Genomic DNA, 21,727 nt, shown 5'->3' on the forward strand with positions numbered 1-21,727 from the left:
AAGCCAGGTCACGATGGTTCCTGTGCGGTCAGTTCATTCTGGCATTACAGGAGAATTCCCATGAATGACACTTCCAACTCTCTGGTCAGCCGATGCGACGCCACTTCTTGCCGTTATAACGAAGATATGCAGTGCCATGCCGGACAGATCGAAGTCCAGATGGTCATGGGCGATATGGGTACACAGATGGCCCACTGCATGACCTTCTCGCCCGAGGACGGCGCAGATCTGACGCAGGGTACCCAGCCTTCTTCCAGCCACGACTGAATGAGCTTAAGTTACCTAGCCCAGACCTAGGTGCTGGGCTTTTTTGTTGTTCAGACCGAACGACTTGACTTCTCACAGCACCAATACGCCGTGATGTTTGGCCTTGTCCTGTGGCTCGACATGAATGGTCACGTGTGCGCCTTCCATTTCAGTCTGGATCGCTTCCTCCAGGCGATCGCAGATGGCGTGTGCATCGCTGACGGTCATATCACTGACCACCACAAGATGAAATTCGATGAACGTCGTCCGTCCTGCGTGCCGTGTGCGGAGATCATGGATTTCCAGTGCGCCCTCGGCTTGCTCGCTGATCACGGTACGGATGCGGCGCTCTGTGGCGGGGTTGACGCCCGCATCCATCAAACCGCCCACGCTCTCCTTCATGAGGTTCCAGCCGCTCCAGAGAATATTGAGGGCCACCAATACGGCCAGTGCTGGATCAAGTACGTGCCAGCCCGTGAACTTTGCCAGCAGCACCCCGATCAGCACACCCACGCTGGTAATCACGTCGCTGAAGACGTGCCGCCCATCGGCCAGCAACGCGGGGCTGCGTGCAGTACGGCCCACGCGCAGCAGCACGCCCGCCCATAACGCATTGATGACACTGGCGATCAGGTTGACTCCCAGTCCGATCAATGGCGCATCGACCAGTTTGGGATTCATCAGATCGGGAATGGCGACCCGCAAGATACTGATGGCGGCCAGTACGATCAGCACGCCCTCGGCCACGGCGCTCAGGTATTCAGCTTTGGTGTGTCCGTAAGGATGATTGGCATCGGCCGGACGCGCGGCCACCCACAGCGCCAGCAGTGCCCCGCCCGCTGCCACCACGTTGATTACGCTTTCCAGCGCATCGGAGTACAGAGCCACACTGCCCGTCATGAAATAGGCCACGAATTTGAGGCCCAGCACGATGAGGGCCACCACCACGCTGAACGCCGCGATACGGACGAGAGAGGTGGGAAGTTTGGGGGGCAAAGGAAGTGGGCCGGAGGTCATCCGCCACAGGCTAACAGGGTTAGGCGCGGCGAAAACCGTGCCCGAGGGGGGAACAGCCTGAGCAGGACGTGTTACGTTCCCCACATAACGCAGCCTGATACACTTGTTCGGTGACTGTGCCGGAATTGCCCCACTCTGATTTACACACCCCTGACCTGCTGAGCCAGCTCAACCCCAATCAGGCGCAGGCCGCCGACCATTACACCGGCCCCGCGCTAGTCATTGCGGGCGCGGGCAGCGGCAAAACGCGCACGCTGATCTACCGGATCGCCCACCTGATTCAGTATTACGGCGTGGACCCCGGCGAGATTCTGGCCGTGACCTTTACCAACAAGGCTGCCGCCGAGATGCGCGAGCGGGCCAAGCACCTCGTGAAAGGGGCCGACAAACTGTGGATGAGTACTTTCCATAGCGCGGGCGTGCGGATTTTGCGGGCGTACGGGGAACATATCGGGCTGCGCCGCGGCTTCGTGATTTACGACGACGACGATCAGATGGACATCCTGAAGGAGATCATGGGATCGGTGCCCGGCATCGGACCAGATACCAATCCACGCGTGCTGCGCGGCATTTTGGACCGGGCCAAAAGCAATCTTCAGGTGCCCGCCGATCTGGAGCGCTGGCCCGAGCCGTATATCAGTGGCCTGCCCCGTGAAACCGCCGCCGAGGTGTACCGCCGCTACGAGGCCCGCAAGAAAGGTCAGAACGCCATTGATTTTGGCGACCTGATTACAGAAACGGTGCGGCTGTTCAAGGAAGTCCCCGGTGTGCTTGACCGAGTGCAGGACCGCGCCCGCTTTATCCACGTAGACGAGTATCAGGATACCAACAAGGCGCAATATGAATTGACGCGCCTCTTGGCTTCCAGAGACCGCAACTTGTTGGTCGTGGGAGACCCCGATCAGTCGATTTACAAGTTTCGTGGTGCAGACATCCAGAATATTCTGGACTTTCAGAAAGATTACGCGGATGCCAAAGTCTATATGTTGGAACATAATTACCGTTCCAGCGCCAAAGTCTTGGGCATCGCCAACCGATTGATAGAAAACAACTCTGAACGCCTGGAAAAAACGCTATTGGCCGTTAAAGATGACGGGCATCCGGTGGTGTTTCACCGGGCCACCGACCACCGCGCCGAGGGCGATTTCGTGGCCGAGTGGGTCACGCGGCTGCATGGGCAGGGGCAAAAGCTGACCGATATGGCCATTTTGTACCGCACCAACGCCCAATCCCGTGTGATCGAAGAATCGCTGCGACGGGTGCAGATTCCGGCCAAGATCGTGGGCGGCGTGGGCTTTTATGATCGGCGCGAAATCCGCGACATTCTGGCTTATGCCCGCCTTGCCATCAACCCCGATGACGATGTGGCCCTGCGCCGGATCATCGGGCGGCCCCGGCGCGGGATTGGGGATACGGCGCTAGAAAAGCTGATGGACTGGGCACGGCTGAATCACACCTCCATCCTGACGGCCTGCGCCAACTGCGTCGAGCAGGGCATTCTGGACCGGGGAGCACAGAAGCCCAAGGAATTTGCCGACCTGATGGCCGCCATGAGCGACGCCGCCGACAACTACCTGCCGGGGCCATTTTTCCGCTTCGTGATCGAGAACAGCGGGTATCTGGATTTGCTGCGTCAGGAAGGGCAGGAAGGTCAGGTGCGGCTGGAAAATCTGGAGGAACTCGTGAGCGCCGCCGAGGAATGGTCTCAGACGAACGACGGCACGATTGGCGACTTTTTGGATGACGCGGCCCTGCTGTCCAGCGTGGACGACATGCGGGCCAAGAAGGAAAACCGCGACGTGCCCGAAGAGGCCGTGACGCTGATGACGCTGCACAACGCCAAGGGCCTCGAATTCCCCACCGTGTTTATCGTGGGCGCCGAAGAGGGGCTGCTTCCCAGCAAAAATGCCCTTCAGGAAGCCAGCGGCATAGAGGAAGAACGCCGCCTGTTTTACGTGGGCATCACGCGAGCGATGGACCGCCTGTTTCTGACTGCCGCGCAGAACCGGATGCAGTTCGGCAAAACCAACGCCGCCGAGGACAGCCGCTTTCTGGAAGAAATCGAGGGCGACTTTGACACCATTGACCCGTATGGGCAGGTCATCGAGTACCGGGCCAAAACGTGGAAGGAGTACCGCCCCACCGTGCCGAGCCGCCCCAGTGCGCCCAGTTTTACGCATCCCAGCGCCGTCAAAAACACCAGTTCTATGACCGCCGAGATGGCCTACCGGGGCGGCGAAAAGGTCACGCACCCCAAATTTGGCGCGGGGCAGGTGTTGGCCGTGGCAGGCATGGGCGAACGTCAGGAGGTCACGGTGCATTTTCCCAGCGTGGGCACCAAAAAACTGCTGGTGAAATTTGCAAACCTGACTCCGGCCTGAACTGAGTTTTGCTGAAGCTGTTGGCCCTATTCTTCCCAGATCACCCGGTGACGGAGTTCGCCCGCTGGCACGCGCAACAATTCATCTATGACCAGTGGGTACACGGGCCGGGATTCCAGTTCGGTCAGTGGAATCCACTCGCAGCGCACGGCGGGATTGTCCAGCACCGGAAAAGATTCGCTGGGTAATTCGGCGGGCGCTTCCATGCGGTAGAAAAATCCGATTTCGTGGGCGCGGTTTTCAGGTGGGCCGAAGTGATTCTCCACGATGCCCACCAGTTGCATTCCGCCCGGCGGTGTGCCCGTTTCCTCGGCCCACTCGCGGGCGGCGCAGCTTTCGGTGGTCTCACCGGTGCTCAGAGCGCCCCCCGGGAGGTACCAGAATCCCAGGTTTTCCTCGGTATTGGCAAGCAGGCAGGCGTCGGGCGTCTGCGCGTTCCGCACGCACAGAATTCCTACCCGCACGCTGAAGGTCAGGCCGCCCAACGGCAGGCGAATATCCACCGGATCAGGGTTAAAGTCGGTCATGCCGCGCCGCCCGCATCCAGCCGCACGCTGGGGTCGGGGTCGGCCTGCAACTCGGTCCGCAAGCTGTCCGGCAGGTCGGCGCGTCCGGCGATCATCATGCGGACGCCTTCATCGGTGTCACGGGCCAGCGTAGGCAGCAGCGCGGCGGGCAAGTGGGGATGCAGGGCGGCGGCGCGGCGTACTCCGGCATTGAGGTCGGCGGCCAGCCCGGTCAGCACAGCCTCTCCCGGCGCTTCGGCATAGGCCACGGCGCGGCGCACCTCGGCATTGTCGTCGGCGGCCAGGCGTGCCAGCCGCGCTGCACCCAGATCAGGCCGTACAGCCAAGAGGGTGCGGATGCTGGGGTCGGTGTCGGTCAGAAGTACATCCAGCACGGCGTCGGTCAGACCCTCGGCACTGGCGATGTGCAGCCGAATATCCTGCTCGGGCGAACGCAGCAGGGCCAGAATCGCCGCTTCGGGCAGGTCGTTGCGCTCCAGCAGGGCACGGCGCACCCCTTCCGATTCATCGCCCGACAGGGTGGTCAGGGTGTGCGGTGTGGCATCAGGTCGGCGGGCAAGCGAGGCCCGAACATCCGGGTCGGCGTCCAGTTCGGCGCGGGCCAACCACTCGGCGGGCACGCGCCACGCCTGCAAAGCGGCGGCCCGCACCAGGGGATGCTCGTGCCCTGCCAGCCAGGCCCGCACATTTCCGGGCAAATCCATACGGCGAGCCAGGGTGGTCAACACGTCTGGGTCAAGGTCGAGCGTCAGGGTCAGCAGGCAGTCCAGCGGCAGATCCAGCCGCCGCGCCACACTGGAGCGCACCAGCCCGTGCAGGTCTTTGACCAGTTCGCGCAGGGTTTCATCGGGCAAATCGGCCCGCACAGCCACTGCTTTTCTCACGTCGTAATCGTCATCGGCAGCCAGTTGGCGTACCAGCGGCTCAGGCAATTCCGGGCGCTTGGCAACAGCCTCACGCACCTGCCAGCCTGCATCGGCGGCCAGCGATGCCACCCGCTCGGCACTCAGGCCCGCCCGCCCCGCCAGCGCTGTTCTGACCCCAAAATCTTCGTGCCGCGCCGCGCCGTCCAGCACCCAGTTGGGAGCGTCGGGAACGCCCAGCAAGGCCACCACTCCTTCCGGCGGAAACACACTCAGAAAGCTGGGCCGCGCCAACCGGATCAGGGGCAGGCCGGGATTTTCCAGCAGGTCTCGCGGAAAGCCCGCCGCCAGTGTGCCCAGAATTTCGGGGGGAGTATTGGGGTGCCGCGCCACCCGCGCCCGCACCCGCAGGTCTGGATGGGCTGACAGTCCCGACAACGTGTCAGACGTGGCCCGTGCATGGCCCGCCGCCTCCAGCGCCCCCTCCACGCCAAGTGCCGTCAGAGAGCGCGGATCGAGTTCAGAAAACGTCATGGGCTGCACTATGGCAGATCGGAGAAAGGGGCAGCGGGTGGTCTACAGGTCTGATCATAGAACAGGGGTTCAGCGTTTAACCATGTTGATATTAATGCTATTGGAGAAGAGAAACTCCCCCTTTTCATCATAGACACTAATTAAAATATGATTGGTTTTATTTAATGATGCTTTGTTTTTGAGCGATGCGCTGACATAAAATTTTGCGGTCAGTTTTTTGGAAACAGAGGACGGAAAAATATTATATTCCAGAGAGCTAAAGGATATAGTATGCGTTTCATTTAGTTTTTCCGGGGGTAATTCATCAATGGCAAAGAGTTGGGCATTAAATGAAAGTGGATAATCGTTGTACTGATTCATACTAAAACTGCTTTGTCTGCTGACATTGCTGCTACCCGATAATCCATCTGATATTTTTAGGGTATAACTTGAAGAAATCGACGATGTGGCGGGAAAACAAGAAGAAAGAAGGCCAAGGGTAAGTGAAGAGACGAGTGCGATTTTGATTGGCTTTAGCATGATGCAGTCCTTTTTATTTCTTCATCCGGCAAGGTTTTTGGGAATATCTATAGTATTTTGCCGAAATAACTTTTGAAAGTCATTTTTTTAAAGTAAATTAGCTCTTCTTTATTCAAATCTAGAAATACTTTAACTTTTCCGTTCCTTACTTCTGCGATTAGAATTTTACAGCTTTGAGAGTTATTATTACTTGCGCTTCCAGCGAAACTTAGTGTCGATAAGCAAAAGATGTTCAAAATAATGAATAGCTTTTTCAAGAGTAATCCCCTTAAATCAAAACTTTATGCACTGAAATGACACCCATCGGCATTGTAAATGCAGGCCTGAGCTGCGATTGCCGCTCACTGTTAACCTGTGCACCCACACCCGTGTATCTCTTCCCCAGCGCCCGCAAAAGATTATTTATGTGTAATTCAACCTGCTGTCTTTCCCTTGTATTTCTCCCAAAGCCACCCTACCCCCTACCTTTCCTAGGAGATATAAATGACTAGATAGATAGGAATAAAAGCAATATTCCTGCTGTATGGCGCGGTCTGGAGGACTTTTCCTCCTCTCTCCGCTCTATTCCTCCAGTCTCAAGACCTCGCCAAAGGGGAAACCCTCGTCTTCCAGCCCGCCCGGAGGCACCACCCACAGCGTGGGCATGCGCGGCGGCGTGTCTGGAAAATCACCGTAGCCGTCGGTTAGGTAAATCAGCACATCGGGTTCGTGGGCATCTAACAGCCTGAAAATGGGCCTGAAATCGGTGCCGCCGCCCCCCTGCGGTGGGGGAATGGGGTCGCCGGGGCGCAGGTCGAAGGGGCCGTAGGCTACGGTGTCGGCGTAGTACAGGGTGGCCCGGACGTGTGGATACGCGCCCAGCACGCCCTGGACCTCGCCCACCAATGCCCGCACCGCCTCATCGTCCACGCTGCCCGAGGTGTCTACGGCCACCAGTGCGCTGAGGCTTTCATCGTCCAGCGCCTCCAGATACAGGCCGCGCCCCACGAAACGGCGGTCAAAGCCTCCAAAATCGACGGGGGTGCGGGCCAGAAAACGCCACAGGTGTGCCCGCCAGTCCAGCCGCGCCGGGGCCAGCCGCATCAGTTCGCGGTGCATGCCCAGCGGGTCGTCGCCCTTGCCGCCGCTCATGGCGTCCACGCTGCGGGCCTGTGCCAGCGCCTGTTGCCACTGCTTGGCCGCCTGTTGCCCGGACTTGCCATTTTTTGGCGGTGCGTCTCCGGGAGGGCCATCCATCAGGTCATCGCCCTCTTCGTCGCCGGGGTGTTCCTCGCCTTCCAGCGAGGTATAGACCTCTTCTACGCTCAGTTTTTCCAGATGCTCGTCGCGTCCTGCCCCTGCGCCCGAACTCTGCGGCGGCACGGGCAACCCGGCGGCCATGACCATGCCGTTCACGATCAGGTCGGCGGCCCGGTTCCAGCGTTTTTTCTCACGCGGGCCGCGCCGCCCCACATGCGACAGGGCAGCGTGCAAGACCTCGTGCAGCAGCAGGCCGTCCAGCACATCGGGCGGCAAGCTGGCAGCCACTGCGGGGTTCACATATACCCGCTCGCCGTCGGTGCCTGCCGAGGCCACTTCATCTGAGGGCACAAATTCGGCGTGCAGCAGCAGCGTGGCAAAAAAAGCGGATTTGCCCCGGATGCGGAGGCGGGAGCCGGAGATCAGGCGGTTGAAATCGGGGGGCGAAGTCATGATGTTTCCGGTGCGTTTGGCCGAGAGAACGTGGATCGTGGATCGTAGAAAAAGACCGAACCACGATCCACGATCCAGCCTCTACGTTCCACTACGCTCCCTCGCTCAGCGCCAGCGTTCCGGCCACCAGTTCCGCCAATCTTTCGTCCCGGCCCAGCAGTCCGGCCAGTTCGCCCAGTTGTCCAATCGCCTGAAATTTGGTAACCAAGGTCGCCACATACAGTTGCAGCCACTCGGGGCCAGCCGTGTCGCTCAGCCAGCGGAAGGCGTGATAGGCCTCGTCTGCATCGGCGGCGCGGGCACCGAGACCCACCACGGCGGCGTAGCGCACACTGGGTTCGTCGGGCAGTTTCAGGCCGCCGCCCTGACCCTTCAGCACTGTTCCCAGATCCGGCAACTGCTCGAACAGCCGCACAAAGGCACCGAATTCGGCTCCGGCGGCCTCGCCAATCGCGGGCGAAACATCCAGCCCAGCGCGGTGCAGCTGCGCAGCCATTTCCCAGGAGCGTGGGCTGGGCCATGCGGGTTGCTGAGGGTCTAGACGGTGCAGCAACTCGGGCCGGAAGGTCAGGAAGGCAATGACGTGCTCGTGCAGGCTGCGGCCCAGTGCATAGGCCCGCCAGGCATCGAAATCGGGCCGCACCGTGAGGTGAAGAAAGCGGTTGGCAAGCGGCGCGGGCATGTCGAACACGCTGGCGCGGTCTTCTTTGCGGTTGCCCGCCGCCCACACGAACCAGCCGTCGGGCAGTTCGTAGCTGCCCACGCGCCTGTCCAGAATCAGTTGTTGCGCCATGCCCTGCATGGTCGGCGGGGCCATATTCACCTCATCCAGAAAGAGGATGCCGTGCCCGCCACGCGGCAAAAATTCGGGCGGAAACCAGCGGCTGATTCCGCCGTTGCCCTCCGGGTCGGCCTGTGGCACGGGCAGGCCACGCAGGTCGGTGGGGGCCAGCTGAGACAGCCGCACATCCACGAACTCAAGATTATGTGCCCGCGCCACTTGCGCCACCACGCTGCTTTTGCCCACGCCGGGCGGCCCCCAGATCATGGTGGCGAGTTTCAGTTGGCCGCGTGTGAGGGCCGCGAGGTACGTTTGCAGTTCGGTGGGGGTGAGGCTCAAGGCAGTGCTCCTTTGGAATGTGGAAAGTGGGTTGTCGGTTGTAGGAAAAACTGATGGGATGGGCGCGGCAGCCGAACACGCCGCAGGGCCTGAGCGTAGCGCGTGGGCCGGGTCCCTGCCGGATAGCTGGAGGCGTACAGCGACCCGGTGAACCATTGAGGCCAGTGCGGGGGCGTATGCTGGCCTTCTCTCTGATCCGTGCAGCACGCACTTACGGCCCGTCCCTGCCAAACAGAATATTGGGCTGCCGACCCCGTTATACTTTGACTCAGTTCAATATTCCTCTTCGCCACTCTCCATCCTGACCTTTGCCCTGCCCGGAGGCCCTGCCTGTGCTGCCCGACATCCACAAAATCCTGTTTTTCCTGTTCGCCCTGATCGCCGGAAGCTACGGCGTGTGGGGCTTTTACCGCCTCTATCTGCGGGTTCGCCGGGGTGCGGCTTCCAACGAGGCCCGCTTTGACCGGCCCGTTCAGCGCCTTGCCTACGCCATTCGCACCTCGCTGACGCAGGAGCGCACCTTCCGCCGCCGCACCGTGATCAGCGTGCTGCACAGCTTCATTTTCTACGGCTTCGTGTATTACCTGCTGGTGAATGTCGTGGACGGCCTGGAAGGCTACCTGCACTTCAACATTCTGTCCAGCAATCCGCTAGGGGCCGTGTACAACATCCTGGCCGATCTTCTCAGCTTTCTGGTGCTGGTCGGCGTGGTCAGTCTGGTGGTGCGCCGCCTGTATACGCCCAGCAAACGCGACTTCCGCTTCACCGAAAAAACACTGCTGCACCCGCTGCTCAAGCAAAATTACATCCTGCGCGACAGCCTGTTCGTGTCGGCCTTTATTTTCTTCCATGTGGGCAGCCGCGCTGTGGGGCAGGCCGCCAAGATGGTGCAGGAAGCCCGCGAATTTGGACAGTTCGACTCGTTTCAGCCCTTCGCCTCTGGCCTGGGCCGCCTTCTGTTCGGCGGTCTGTCCGAATCGGCGCTGGAAGGCTGGCGCATTTTTGGCTACTGGGGCGCACTGGGAAGCGTGCTGGCCTTCCTCGCCTACTTTCCGTACACCAAGCACATTCATATTTTCATGGCCCCCCTGAACTACGCCCTGAAGCGCGAGGCAAAGAGCGGCGTGCTGCCCCCCATGAAGGGTCTGGAAGCCGCGATGGAAGCCGACGAACCCCGGCTGGGCGCGGAAAAACTTGAGGATTTGGAATGGCCGCGCCTGCTGGATGCCTACGCCTGTATTCAGTGCAACCGCTGTCAGGATGTGTGCCCGGCCAACGCCACCGGCAAGGCCCTGAGTCCTGCCGCGCTGGAGATCAACAAGCGCATGGAGCTGAACGTGCTGACGGGTGGGCCGCGTGTGCAGAGCCAAAACACTGTGCTGACGGGCGGCCCGACCACGCTGGGCATTGCTGCACAGGGTCTGGAAGCTCCGGCGGGCGCACCGCACCCCAGCCCCTTTACGCTGCGCCCCACATCGTTCGAATCGGGCGCAAGCACCGCACATCCACTGCTGGAATTTGCCATCAACGAAGAAAGTGTGTGGGCCTGCACCACCTGCGGCGCGTGTATGCAGGTGTGCCCCGTGCAGGACGAACAGATGCTGGACATCATCGACATTCGCCGCCATCAGGTCATGGTGGCCGGAGAATTCCCGCCGCAGTTGCAGACGGCCTTCCGGGGGATGGAACGCACCAGCAACCCGTGGGGCATCTCCCGCGATAAGCGCATGGAATGGGCCGAGGGCCTGCGCGTACCCACCATCGACGAAAACCCCAAACCAGACGTGATTTACTGGGTGGGCTGTGCCGCCAGCTATGACCCCGGTGCCCAGAAAGTGGCCCGCAGCTTTGTGCAACTGCTGGACAAGGCGGGCGTGAATTATGCGGTACTGGGCAAAAAGGAAGCCTGTACCGGAGACAGTGCCCGCCGCGCCGGAAACGAATTCCTGTATCAGACGCTGGCCGCCGAGAACGTGGAAACCCTGAACAGCGTGCGCCCCAAGCTGATCGTGGCGACCTGCCCGCACTGCATGAACGCCATCGGGCACGAGTACAAGCAGTTGGGTGGCGATTACCGCACCGTGCACCACACCGAATACCTGGAAACGTTGGTGGCCGCTGGAAAACTGCCTATGACCCAACTGGGCCAGAACGTGACCTACCACGATCCCTGCTATCTGGGCCGCCATAACGGCGTGTACGACGCGCCCCGCAGCCTGATTTCCCAGATGGCGGGCGAGGTGCTGGAGCTGGAGCGCAGCCGCGACAATTCGTTTTGCTGCGGTGCGGGCGGTGCCCAGTTCTGGAAAGAAGAGGAAGAAGGCCGCGAACGCATCAGCGACAACCGTTTCCGCGAGATTCAGGCCCGCTTGGACGTAGCCAAAGAAAACGCGGCGGCGGGCAAGGTGCTGGCGGTGGGCTGCCCCTTCTGCAAATCCATGATGACCTCCACACCTGAAAAGCAGAAGCGGGATGACATCGTGGTGAAAGACGTGGCCGAACTGATGTTCGAGAGTGTGTTTCCGGGCGGCGTGCCCAAGCCTGCCGTATCGGAGCCGGTGGCCGTGCCCAACGCTCAATTGCCGATGGAGCGCACTGGAGAGATGCCCGCTGTGGGTGCTCCTGCGGCGGTGGTGGGCCAGACCGCTGCCGACGTTGCTAACGCACAACCGGGCAGCCCGACAGCCAACGCCGGAAACCAGCCCGAAGCGCAGGCCGCCCACCCGGAAGCTCTACAGCCGGAAGCCGCACAGCCCGCGCAGGCCCCAGCAGCCCGCAAATCCTGGAAGCCCAAGAGTGGGGGAGACGCTGCCCAGCCCGCCAATGACAAGCCCACAGACGACGTGAACCCGGCTCCGGTCGTAGCAGAAGCGGTCAGCTCCGGCGAAGCGACCCCCGCTGCCCCGGCCCGCAAAGCGTGGAAGCCCAAACCCAGCACGGGCGATGATGTCAGCCCCGCGCCTGTGGCCGAAGCTGTTCAGGCGCAGGCCGTTGCCGAAGCCAGCGTTGAACCCAGCGCCGAAGCTGCCCCCGCCCGCAAAGCGTGGAAGCCCAAAGCTGCCGCGCCAGCGCCGGAAAACGTGGCAGAGGTCGCCCCTCCTGCCGAAGTTGCCCCGGTCAAGCCTGCATCGGTTGAACCTGCCCCGGCTGAACTTGCTCAGACTGCGGCAGAAGCCAGCCCCACAGGTGAGCGTAAAAAGTGGACGCCCAAGGGAGCGGCTCCGGCTGTGGCTGCTGCTGAAACTACTCCTGCCGAAGCTGTACCCGTGTCCGCTCAGACCGCTTTAACGGAGGCTGGTTCTGCCGCGAACGTCGAAACCCCTACCTCTGAGCGCAAGAAGTGGACGCCTATAGCTGCGGCATCTGCGCCAGTGGCCGAAGTTACGCCGCAAATCCAAGTGGAACAGACTCAGGCTGAGGCTGCTCCCCCGGAGGCCGCTGCGCCCGCTGCTGTGGAACCTGTCGTCAGCCCAGAACCTCTGCCCACTTCCGCCCCAGTTGCCGCCGCCCGCCCGAAATGGCAGCCCAAGGCTAAAGCTGCCGCCGAACCCGTGGCTGCAACTCTACAGGCTGAAACGCCAGAAACAGCCGCGCCCATCACCGAACACATCAAGCTGGAGCAGGTGGGAGAAAACGCGCTGGAAGAAGGCGTACAGGCCACCAGCGCCCCCGCCGAATCTGCCCCAGAAGCAGGCGCACGCAAGAAGTGGGTTCCAAAGAAAAAGACCGAGTGACCATCTGTTCATTTGAAATATTGATGTGAATAGAGCGTTTGGTGGCGGGGTTGATACACAGATCAGCCCCGCCGCATCGTTTTAACAGTTGAGTCACGCTACTATCAGGCCATGACCATTGCCATCGTCACCGATTCGACGAGTGACCTCAGCCCGCAACTGTGCGAGCAATACGGCCTGACCAGTGTGCCCCTCTACGTGCTGTTTGACGGCAAGATGCACCGTGACGGCATTGACCTGAAACCCGCCGAACTGTTCGCGGGGCTCAAAGCGGGCAAGAAAACGCCCAGTACGTCCCAGCCTAGCCCTGCTGAATTTGCCGAGGTGTACCGCAAGGCGCTGGAAACCGCCGACGAGGTGCTGAGCGTGCATATCAGCGGGCAGCTTTCGGGCACGGTGGGCAGCGCAAGGCTCGCCGCACAGGAATTTGGCAACAAAGTCACCGTGCTGGACACCAAATCGGTCAGCATGGGCCTTGGCATGCGGGCCATTCGCGCCGCAGAGCTGGCCCGTGCAGGCAAAACGGTGCCCGAAATCGTGGCCGAACTGGAGCGCGTGGGTGCGGTGGCCGACATCCGCTTTACGGTGGATACGCTGGACTTTCTCAGGATTAACGGGCGCATCGGTGGCGCTCAGGCACTGCTCGGCGGCCTGCTGAACATTAAACCTATTCTGGTGGTGCGGGGCGGCAAAGTGGAATCGGGCGGACGGGTGCGCGGGCACAAAAAGGCCATGCAGGACATCATGGATCATGTCCGTAAGTACGTGGAAACACACGGCGGGGCACGGGTATCGTTTATGGCAACCGTGGGCGGCGAAGAGTACATTCGTGAAGTGCGTTCTGGCCTCAGCGACCTCAAATTCGACGATCTGGGCGACCATACCATCGGCGCGGTGGTGGGTACGCACGCTGGCCCCGGTACGGTGGGCGCAACGCTGGAACCCCTGACTGCCTGAGCGTGGGTCACTACCTTCAACGGGCCCCTGTTCGCGTGGGGTGCCTGCTTCTGCTGGCGGGCCTGCTGGGGGCTTGCCGCAGTGGCCCTGAACAAAATGTCAGCCTCAAAAAGATCGTTCTTGCGCCGCAAGGTCAGATCGAATTGGGGGTGCTGCGCCTGCCCAACGGGTGTCTGGACGCGGCACCCTCAGAAGCCAAAGCGCCGCCGCCGCCCCTGCCTCTCAGCGGGCGCTTGGGGCTGTGGGTGGCCGAAATCGACCCGCTGACGCTCGCGCCAATCCGGGCCGTCGCCACCAATGCGGATAGTGTGTTTCCGCTCGCCAGCACCTACAAACAGGCGGTCCTGTGGGCACTTCTGAAGCAGTTTGATGCCGGAACCTTGCAGCCCACCGAGCGCTTTAACGTGACCCGCGACAACCAGAGCCTCGGCAGCTATCCCTTTGATGGAACCAGCCTCAAAGACCTGTCGGTGAGGATGATTCAGAACAGTGACAACACGGCCACCGACATCCTGCACCGCCGGGTTGGGCTGCAAAAGGTGCAAAATGTCGCTGACGAGTTGGGCCTGTGTCATACCCGCCTGATCCTGCCCACTCGGGATTGGTGGGTGGCGCAGTCGGGTCTGTCGCAGACCTTCAACAGCACCACCCGCTGGGCCGCCGCACGCGGGGCAGACCGCGAACAATTGGCCGTCCTGATCGACGCCGATGCCCGCAAGTACCGCGCCGATTACCTTCAGCGCAAACTGAATGACTACTTTGATACCCGCCCCAATCCCGACGACGATCTGCGGGTTCACAACCTCAGCACGCCCTATGAACTGGGGACCCTGCTGGCCTCCGAATTTCTGAGATCCGGCCTTTCTGCGCGTGCCCAGCAGTGGCAGCGCGAAGTGATGGGCAAGGGCTTTGGGCGCTCAGCCCTGAAATTGCAGCAACGGGGCAAGGTGGCGTGGTTTGGTGGCAAGGGCGGCAACGGCTGGGGCATCCTGACCTACAGCGGCTATATCCAGACCACAGACGGGCGGCACTTGGTGTACGCCTTCATGCAGCATGGGGCCGACCAGAACTACACCATGCCCAACACCCGCCGCGCCTTTGCCTGGATCAATGCTGGAATAGACGCGGTGCTGGGCGAGCAGGTGGGGGAGAAGGAGGCGAAATAAGCTCAGAGGGGTGCAGGGGTTCGGCCCAGAGCCTCAGCTCAAGCCGTCTGCCCGTGCCAGCTCTGCGGCTATAGCGGTGTCTAACTGCGGGCGCACTGCAGCGTAAGGCTCGGCCACCGTTGCGCCTGCTGCGGGCACATGGCCGCCGCCGCCCAGAGCCACAGCGATATTCTGGGCGCTGACCTTGCCGCGAGAACGCAGCGACAGCTTCACGCGTTCGCCAAAATCTTTGACCATCACCGCGAGTTCTGCTCCTTCCGAGGCGCGGAGCATGCCCACATACGATTCCACATCTTCCCAACTGCCGCCCGCCCGCTCCAGCATGGCGTCGTCTACACGGGCCAGGACCACGCGCCCGCCGTGCAGAAATTCCATCGTACCCAGCACCTCGCGCAGCAGCAGGTAGTAGGTGCGCGGATTCTGGGCCATCTGATCATTGATCCAGCCCAGACGTGCGCCGTGGGCCAGCAGGCGGGCCGCACACTCAAAGGTCTGGGGCGTCACGCTGTTAAAGCGGAACGATCCGGTATCGGTGTTCAGGCCCAGCATCAGCGGTGTGGCAATCGCTTCGGTCCACGGCACGCCCAACGCGTCCACCACGTCGGCCACCATCATGGCGGCGGCGGGGCGGGCCGGATCGACCAGCAGGGCGTCGGCCTGTCTGCGGTTGGTGCCGTGGTGGTCAATATTGATGGTTTTGCCCTCAAACACCGACAGATCGGCCCCGGCCACCCGCACGGCATCGTTGTTATCCACATCCAGCACCACGGCCAGCGCGTCTGCGGGCCAGCTTTCCAGCGGGGCACCGAGTTCGCCGGGTTCGGGCAGAAACGACAGGTAGCGCGGCACGTTCATCGGCGCGATCACCTCTTTGCCGAGGCTCCGCAACGCCCGCGTCAGCCCCAGCACGCTGCCGAGGGCGTCTCCGTCCGGGCCTTCGTGGGCCAGCACCACCACCGGGCCGCTGTGGTCCCGCAACAGACTGACAATGGCCGCCACGCCCTGCGAATAACTGGCCTCTGAATGGGTCGGAGTGGTCATCAGAAAAGTATAGGCGTCCGGGGTGAGATGAAATTCGTATCAAGTCCCGCAGTGTTGGGCTTCTGAGCAATTCTTCTGATGACGCCACCAGAAAAACAGACTTTCAGTGGCTCCTTTCTGCAACCTGTTCGTCTCCATTCACCCGCTCTGCTTGGTCAGACTGCCTGGTCGTCGGCAGCATCAGGTAATGACAGATGCTCTGGCCCGGATCAGGGGCCGCTCTTTGGAGTGCGCGGCTCCTGATGATGGGCCGTTCACGCTATCCTGATTCTCGTGTCCGCCCGACTCAATTTGGCTGCCCTGACTGCCGAAGAACTTCAGGTTCTTTACGGCGTCAACGGTGCCCAGTCGGTGCTGCCCGATGTGAGCCGGGCGCGTTTGGAAGGCCGAACCCTCTCGGGGCCGGAGATTCAGACCACCCTGACCTTTACGCCCCTGCCTGAGCGTGGTTGGGGAGCCTCGCCCGAGCAGACGCGGTTGCTGGCTGCCGAAGACGCCGCACTGCGCGGATTGGGGGCGCAAGAACTCGGCGTGCATTACGCGCCCCTGATCAGTGGAGCGCGGCACCAGCGGGCCTATTTGCTGGAGCCGGATACAGCCCTGGCCCTGCGCTGGAGCGAAACGCCCGATACCACCCACGCGCCGCACGGGCAAACGCGTCAGCCTTTTGTGCAGGCCGTGACGTGGCTCAAAGACCGGGCCAGCGGTGTGGCCTGCGTGCTGACCACCGCCGCGCCGCAGCCGCCCTCACCGACCCTCAGCGAGCAGATCGATCTGCACCAGCACCCCGACCTGAACGCTGCGGCCCTGTTGGAAGCTCACCGGGCGCATGTGCTGAGGCATGGGCGCGGCCAGAAACTACCCAGCACCGAGAATGCCGCCGAGGGGTGGGGCAAGGCGTGGCAGGCGGTGTACGCGCTGAATGTTGCCGCATGGACGCGCCGGGGCCTGCTTCTGAGCTTTGTGCCGGATGAACGCGAGCGGGCGTGATACTTGCCCTGCATGACCCCCCTGAGCAGCCCCTATCTGAACAGCCCACCCCCCTGAACGCCCTGTCTGCGCCATAGTGCGCCCCATGACCGATTCTGCCCACCTGCCCACCCGCCACGTCGCCTTCGATTGGGGCGGCGTGTTTACCATCGGCACCTTCGATGGTCGCTCGACCCAGAATGTGGCTGACCGCAGCGGCGTAGCTGTAGACAAAGTACGCGAAAGCTATTTCCGGCATGTGCGGCAGTTGGAAGTCGGCGCTTGGACGCTGCCTCACTTCTGGAGCGTGATGGAGCAAGAAACGGGCGTGCAATTGCCCTACGCCGAGTTCGAGACGCTGTATCTGGGCAGCATTCTGGACAATCTGCCCATGTACACCACGCTCGCGGCCCTGCCTGTGGGCGTGCGCGTGGGCCTGCTCAGCAACAATTACCCGGTGGTCAGCGATCATCTGCGCCGTGACCCCCGTTTTGCCCGTTTTGACGCACTGGTCTTCAGCAACGAACTGGGCCAGAAAAAGCCGCACGCCGATTCCTTCGCGGCGCTCGAACAGGCCATGCAGCACCCCGCCGGGGCGGTGGCTTTTGTAGACGACGTGCAGGAAAATATCGATGCGGCCAACGCTTTTGGCTTTCACGGCATTCTGTACCACCACGACCACCACGCCCAATTCGAGGCAGAGTTGGCTGCCTGGCTGGGCGGCACAAGCTGAATTCAGGCTCAAACTCCAGGCCAGAGCAGTTGCCGTAGCCGTCCTCCGGGGCGGCTTTTTTTGGCTTCACTTTCCTCCTCTACCTGCCCCGGTGGTGTACCTGCCGCAGTGGTGTACCTACCGATATTCCAAGTACACCACCCCTCAGTACAGTGTGTCCGCCGCACAATGCAGCTATTCAAGACCGGGCCAAAGCGCCCCAGCATCAGGCAAGCTTCCACCTCTTCTGCACGTCAGAGGTTCGCTTTCTCATTCCACATCTTCATTCCATACAGGAGCCGACATGACCCACGATTCTTCCCACTCCAGCAGCCACAGCAGCCCCCGCACCCACGCCGAAATTCTCGACAAGACTTGGAAAACCGAGGGTCGCTGGCAGGGCATCAAGCGCAACTACAGCGCCGAAGACGTGGTGAAACTGCGCGGCAGCCTGCCCATCGAGTACACCCTTGCCAAACACGGGGCACAGAAGCTGTGGCGCTTGATGGCCGAAGAACCCTTCGTGAACGCACTGGGCGCACTGACCGGAAATCAGGCCATGCAGCAGGTCAAGGCGGGCCTGAAGGCCATCTACCTCAGCGGTTGGCAGGTCGCCGGAGACGCCAACAACGCGGGCCAGATGTACCCCGACCAGAGCCTCTACCCCGCCTCCTCCGTGCCCGACGTGGTCAAGCGGATCAACAACACCCTGCGCCGCGCAGACCAGATTCAGCACAGCGAGGGCAAAGACGACATCGATTACTTCGCGCCCATCGTGGCCGACGCCGAGGCTGGATTTGGCGGCCCTCTGAACGCCTTCGAGCTGATGAAGGCCATGATCGAAGCGGGCGCGGCGGGGGTGCATTTTGAAGACCAGCTTGCCAGCGAGAAGAAGTGTGGGCATCTGGGCGGCAAGGTTCTGGTTCCCACCAGCCAGTTTATTCGCACGCTGAACGCGGCCCGCCTCGCCGCCGACGTGTCGGGCGTGCCCACCGTTCTGATCGCCCGCACCGATGCCGACGCCGCCAACCTGCTGACCAGCGACATCGACGACAATGACAAGCCCTTCCTGACCGGTGAGCGCACCCCCGAAGGCTTTTTCCACGTCAAGCCAGGGATCGAGCAGGCCATCAGCCGCGCTCTGGCCTACGCCCCCTACGCCGACGTGATCTGGTGCGAAACCAGCGTTCCCAACCTCGAAGACGCCCGCAAGTTTGCCGAGGCCGTCCACGCCCAGTTTCCCGGTAAATTGTTGGCCTACAACTGCTCGCCCAGCTTCAACTGGAAGAAGAATCTGGACGACGAAACCATCGCCAAGTACCAGGTGGAACTGGGCAAGATGGGCTACAAGTTCCAGTTCATCACGCTGGCGGGCTTCCACAGCCTCAACATGAGCATGTTCGATCTGGCCTACGGCTACGCCCGCAACCAGATGAGCGCCTTCGTGGAATTGCAGGAACGCGAATTTGCAGCGCAGGCACGCGGATTCACCGCTGTCAAGCATCAGCGTGAAGTGGGCACGGGCTACTTTGATCTGGTGGCAACGGCGGCAGGCGGCGGCCAGAGCAGCACCACCGCCCTCGCAGGCAGCACCGAGGCCGAGCAGTTCGGCAAGTCGCACAAGGAACTGGCTGCCGCGCACGACTGAGGAAAGCCGTCAGTGGGTAGTGGGTAGTGGAAAAAGAGTGATGGCTTAAGAGCTTGAGCTTTGAGCAAAAAGGGGAGTGGGGGAGCCTTGAACGGGCTTTCCCACTCTCTTTGGTTGGATGTGCCGATCAGGTTGGCAAGGTAGCTTCGGCCATGTTTGCCCTCCTGCTGGCGGCGGTTAGCCCTTACGCTCTCACGCTGGTTCCCAAAGCCCAGCTCACGTTTCCCGGTTCGCCGCCACAAATCATCAGTGGGCCAGCCAATACGGATCAAGCTGTCGTGGATCAGCCGTGGACTTTAGACCAGATTTTGTATGCACCGAGCAAAAATGCGGCGGCTGTGCGATTTTGCTGGGATATTGGGAAATTTGGGAGCTGCGAAACCAGCTTGGCGCGTCCGGGTCAACCTGTTTTGAAATTATCCGGAGGAGATGTATCCCGCCTGCTGTGGGCCACAGACGGCAAGTACCTGATTGGAGCCGGGGCCAACACGCTTAGGCTGTGGAATCTGGTGGGCGGCGTCAGAACAGCGGTGACTCCTGTAGCGGGGTCAACTGTGCAGCGGCTTTGGCTGGCCCAGCCGAACCTGGGCAAATCTGACTTGTGTGTATCGGTGCGGCGAATGTTTCCCGTAAATGGCGTTTACCGCACCACCATGACTTCCATCCGCTACGCCCTGCCAGCTCTGAAGGTATTGACGGTGACGACGCAAAAAGGAAAAGAGGCGGAATGCCGCCCCTTATCTCCGAATCTCTTCTGAGTTTTAAGGATTGCTTATTCGGTTCCCACTCCATGCCCGTCGTCCCGTTGCTCCAGCCGGAAGCCGTTGGGCAAAAAGTCACGCACGAGGCCGCTGACCACGTCGCCGTGCGGGTTCACGCACACGATTCGGGCGTCGGGGCTGAATTCGTACAGCACCTGGCGGCAGGCTCCGCACGGGCTGGCAGGCGGCGTGGCTTCCGAGTACACCACGATGTCGGTAAAGTCGCGCCCGCCCGCCGTTGCCATGGCCTGAATCGAGCTTTGTTCGGCGCAGCGGCCCAGGCCATAGCTGGCGTTTTCTACGTTTGCGCCCCGGAACACCTGCCCGTCTGCGGTTCTCAGGGCCGCGCCGACCCGGAATTTGCTGTAGGGCGCGTAGGCCTTGGCAAACGCAGCCTGAGCATCTGCCAGTAGCTCGGCGTCGGGCGCAATGCCGAGGCGGTCACTGGACAGGTCTGGGGTTCGGGCCGTCGAAATTACGTCACTCACGCACACTCTCCTCAAGAGCTTCGGGCAGATGCTCTTCGGTCGCCCGCTCTACCCGTACCCGCACCACGCGGCGCTGGTCGGCTTCTTCTACCGTGAAGGCCCAGCCTTCATGCACGAAGCTCTGGCCCACTTCCGGAATATCACCAAAATGGTTGGTCATAAAGCCCGACAAGGTGTCGTATTCTCCCTCACCGTCTTCCAGATTGCTGCCCAGCCGTTCTTCAGCCTCGCCCACTGTCAGGCTGGCATCCATCAGATACACGCCCTCAGCGATCACTTCCACCATCGGCAATTCATCTTCGTCGGTTTCGTCGTAAATTTCGCCCACGATTTCTTCCAGCGCGTCTTCCAGAGTCACCAGGCCCGAGGTGCCGCCAAACTCGTTGACCACGATGCTCAGGTGGCTTTTCTTGTCGCGCATCTTGGCAAGCAGGTCCTTGATTTTCATGCCTTCGGGCACAAAGTACACGGGGCGCATCACGTCGGCAATCACGGTGTCGTCCAGGGCGTCCAGGTGACGCAGCATATCGCTGGTATGCACGATTCCCACGATGTTATCGGCCATATCGTGAAAGACCGGAACCCGCGAATAGCCGTGTTCGGTGTTCAGTTCCAGCAGTCTCCGCAGCGGCGAGGAGCCGTCTACGGCCACCATGTCGTTGCGCGGCGTCATGATCTCGCGCACGGTGGTATCCGACAGGTCGAACACGTTGTACACGAGTTCTTTCTCGTCTTCTTCCAGCACGCCTTCCTGACTGGAGGCGCTCACGATCATGCGAATTTCTTCTTCGCTGTGGGCGCTGTGGTGTCCAGTCACGCCGCGCAACCCGAACAGACGCACCACGGCGTTGCCCAGTGCGTTCAGGCCGCGAATGGCCCACTTGAACACGAACGTGAAGGCCAGAAGGGGACGCGTGACCAGCAGAGCCACCTGTTCGCTACGTTGCAAGGCCCACGTTTTGGGTGCAAGTTCACCAAAGACGATGTGCAGCACGGTACTGACCGTAAACGCGATCCCGAAGGAAATGGCGGTGATTTGCCCTTCCGACAGAGAGCGGCCCTCCAGCAGTGGCCGGATCAGGTGTTCGATGGCAGGCTCGGCCACAAAACCGATGCTCAGCGAGGCCATCGTGATGCCCAACTGGGTGGCGGCAATGTACAGATCGAGGCTTTTCAGGGCCTTCTGGGTGGCGCGGGCCACGGAATTGCCCTCTTCGACCAACTGGTCGATCCGGGTGTGACGAACGGCGACCAGCGCAAATTCTGCGGCCACGAAAAAGCCGTTGATCAGAACCAGAACAAAAAGGGCAACAATACCAAGGATGTCATTCATGAATGGGCGCGCTCCATGC

General features: G+C 61.3%; 18 protein-coding genes. 9 read left to right on the forward strand and 9 right to left on the reverse strand.

The window, feature by feature from the left end:
- Positions 1–60: 60 nt before the first annotated feature.
- Positions 61–267, forward strand: a complete 207-nt coding sequence (locus tag F561_RS0113505; RefSeq protein WP_019010503.1) for a DUF1540 domain-containing protein — start codon at positions 61–63, stop codon at positions 265–267.
- Between the two features lie 72 nt (positions 268–339).
- Here the strand turns inward: F561_RS0113505 and mntE are convergent, their stop codons facing one another.
- On the reverse strand, positions 340–1,263 hold the full coding sequence (gene mntE / locus F561_RS0113510) for a manganese efflux transporter MntE (protein WP_019010504.1): 924 nt from the start codon (positions 1,261–1,263) through the stop codon (positions 340–342).
- A gap of 110 nt (positions 1,264–1,373) precedes the next feature.
- Here mntE and F561_RS0113515 point away from each other — a divergent pair, with 110 nt between their 5' ends.
- A complete protein-coding gene (locus tag F561_RS0113515; protein WP_019010505.1) occupies positions 1,374–3,644 on the forward strand; it encodes an ATP-dependent helicase in 2,271 nt (756 codons plus the stop codon).
- A 26-nt stretch (positions 3,645–3,670) separates the two neighbouring features.
- On the opposite strand, the gene F561_RS0113520 is transcribed toward F561_RS0113515, so the two are convergent.
- The 5 genes from F561_RS0113520 to F561_RS0113535 all read right to left on the reverse strand — a co-directional run bounded on the left by F561_RS0113520 (position 3,671) and on the right by F561_RS0113535 (position 8,899).
- Positions 3,671–4,171, reverse strand: coding sequence for an NUDIX domain-containing protein (locus F561_RS0113520; protein ID WP_019010506.1), 501 nt, complete (start codon positions 4,169–4,171; stop codon positions 3,671–3,673).
- Positions 4,168–5,568 carry a hypothetical protein gene (locus F561_RS0113525; RefSeq protein ID WP_019010507.1) on the reverse strand — a complete coding sequence of 467 codons (1,401 nt, stop codon included), beginning with the start codon at positions 5,566–5,568 and terminating at the stop codon, positions 4,168–4,170. The genes F561_RS0113520 and F561_RS0113525 overlap by 4 nt, the downstream gene beginning before the upstream one ends.
- Positions 5,569–5,637: 69 nt before the next feature.
- On the reverse strand, positions 5,638–6,087 hold the full coding sequence (locus F561_RS28880; RefSeq protein WP_157451853.1) for a hypothetical protein: 450 nt from the start codon (positions 6,085–6,087) through the stop codon (positions 5,638–5,640).
- A gap of 561 nt (positions 6,088–6,648) precedes the next feature.
- Positions 6,649–7,779, reverse strand: a complete 1,131-nt coding sequence (locus F561_RS0113530; protein WP_019010508.1) for a vWA domain-containing protein — start codon at positions 7,777–7,779, stop codon at positions 6,649–6,651.
- Between the two features lie 91 nt (positions 7,780–7,870).
- A complete protein-coding gene (locus tag F561_RS0113535; protein ID WP_019010509.1) occupies positions 7,871–8,899 on the reverse strand; it encodes an AAA family ATPase in 1,029 nt (342 codons plus the stop codon).
- A 332-nt stretch (positions 8,900–9,231) separates the two neighbouring features.
- Here F561_RS0113535 and F561_RS0113540 point away from each other — a divergent pair, with 332 nt between their 5' ends.
- The 3 genes from F561_RS0113540 to F561_RS0113550 all read left to right on the forward strand — a co-directional run bounded on the left by F561_RS0113540 (position 9,232) and on the right by F561_RS0113550 (position 14,756).
- Complete coding sequence (locus F561_RS0113540) at positions 9,232–12,633, forward strand: (Fe-S)-binding protein (protein WP_019010510.1); 3,402 nt, start codon at positions 9,232–9,234, stop codon at positions 12,631–12,633.
- Positions 12,634–12,744: 111 nt separating this feature from the next.
- Positions 12,745–13,590, forward strand: coding sequence for a DegV family protein (locus F561_RS0113545; RefSeq protein WP_019010511.1), 846 nt, complete (start codon positions 12,745–12,747; stop codon positions 13,588–13,590).
- A gap of 143 nt (positions 13,591–13,733) precedes the next feature.
- Positions 13,734–14,756 (forward strand): serine hydrolase, encoded by a 1,023-nt coding sequence (locus tag F561_RS0113550; protein WP_157451861.1) that lies wholly within the window; start codon positions 13,734–13,736, stop codon positions 14,754–14,756.
- Positions 14,757–14,789: 33 nt separating this feature from the next.
- On the opposite strand, the gene F561_RS0113555 is transcribed toward F561_RS0113550, so the two are convergent.
- Complete coding sequence (locus F561_RS0113555; protein ID WP_019010513.1) at positions 14,790–15,797, reverse strand: DHH family phosphoesterase; 1,008 nt, start codon at positions 15,795–15,797, stop codon at positions 14,790–14,792.
- Positions 15,798–16,070: 273 nt separating this feature from the next.
- On the opposite strand from F561_RS0113555, the gene F561_RS0113560 reads away from it, so the two are divergent.
- The 4 genes from F561_RS0113560 to F561_RS0113575 all read left to right on the forward strand — a co-directional run bounded on the left by F561_RS0113560 (position 16,071) and on the right by F561_RS0113575 (position 19,884).
- Positions 16,071–16,787 carry a hypothetical protein gene (locus tag F561_RS0113560; protein ID WP_019010514.1) on the forward strand — a complete coding sequence of 239 codons (717 nt, stop codon included), beginning with the start codon at positions 16,071–16,073 and terminating at the stop codon, positions 16,785–16,787.
- An 85-nt stretch (positions 16,788–16,872) separates the two neighbouring features.
- Positions 16,873–17,499, forward strand: coding sequence for an HAD family hydrolase (locus F561_RS0113565; RefSeq protein ID WP_019010515.1), 627 nt, complete (start codon positions 16,873–16,875; stop codon positions 17,497–17,499).
- Between the two features lie 283 nt (positions 17,500–17,782).
- The gene (gene aceA / locus F561_RS0113570) at positions 17,783–19,126 is read left to right on the forward strand and encodes an isocitrate lyase (RefSeq protein WP_019010516.1); all 1,344 of its coding nucleotides are present in this window, start codon (positions 17,783–17,785) and stop codon (positions 19,124–19,126) included.
- 53 nt (positions 19,127–19,179) lie between these two features.
- On the forward strand, positions 19,180–19,884 hold the full coding sequence (locus F561_RS0113575) for a hypothetical protein (RefSeq protein ID WP_211214820.1): 705 nt from the start codon (positions 19,180–19,182) through the stop codon (positions 19,882–19,884).
- A 14-nt stretch (positions 19,885–19,898) separates the two neighbouring features.
- Here the strand turns inward: F561_RS0113575 and cdd are convergent, their stop codons facing one another.
- Both cdd and F561_RS0113585 read right to left on the reverse strand, forming a co-directional pair.
- Positions 19,899–20,375: a cytidine deaminase gene (gene cdd / locus F561_RS0113580; RefSeq protein ID WP_019010518.1), complete on the reverse strand. Its 477-nt coding sequence runs from the start codon at positions 20,373–20,375 to the stop codon at positions 19,899–19,901.
- Complete coding sequence (locus F561_RS0113585) at positions 20,368–21,708, reverse strand: hemolysin family protein (protein WP_019010519.1); 1,341 nt, start codon at positions 21,706–21,708, stop codon at positions 20,368–20,370. Before F561_RS0113585 ends, cdd begins: the two co-directional genes overlap by 8 nt.
- Positions 21,709–21,727: the final 19 nt, after the last annotated feature.

The sequence above is a fragment of the Deinococcus aquatilis DSM 23025 genome, from assembly GCF_000378445.1.
GTDB lineage: Bacteria > Deinococcota > Deinococci > Deinococcales > Deinococcaceae > Deinococcus > Deinococcus aquatilis.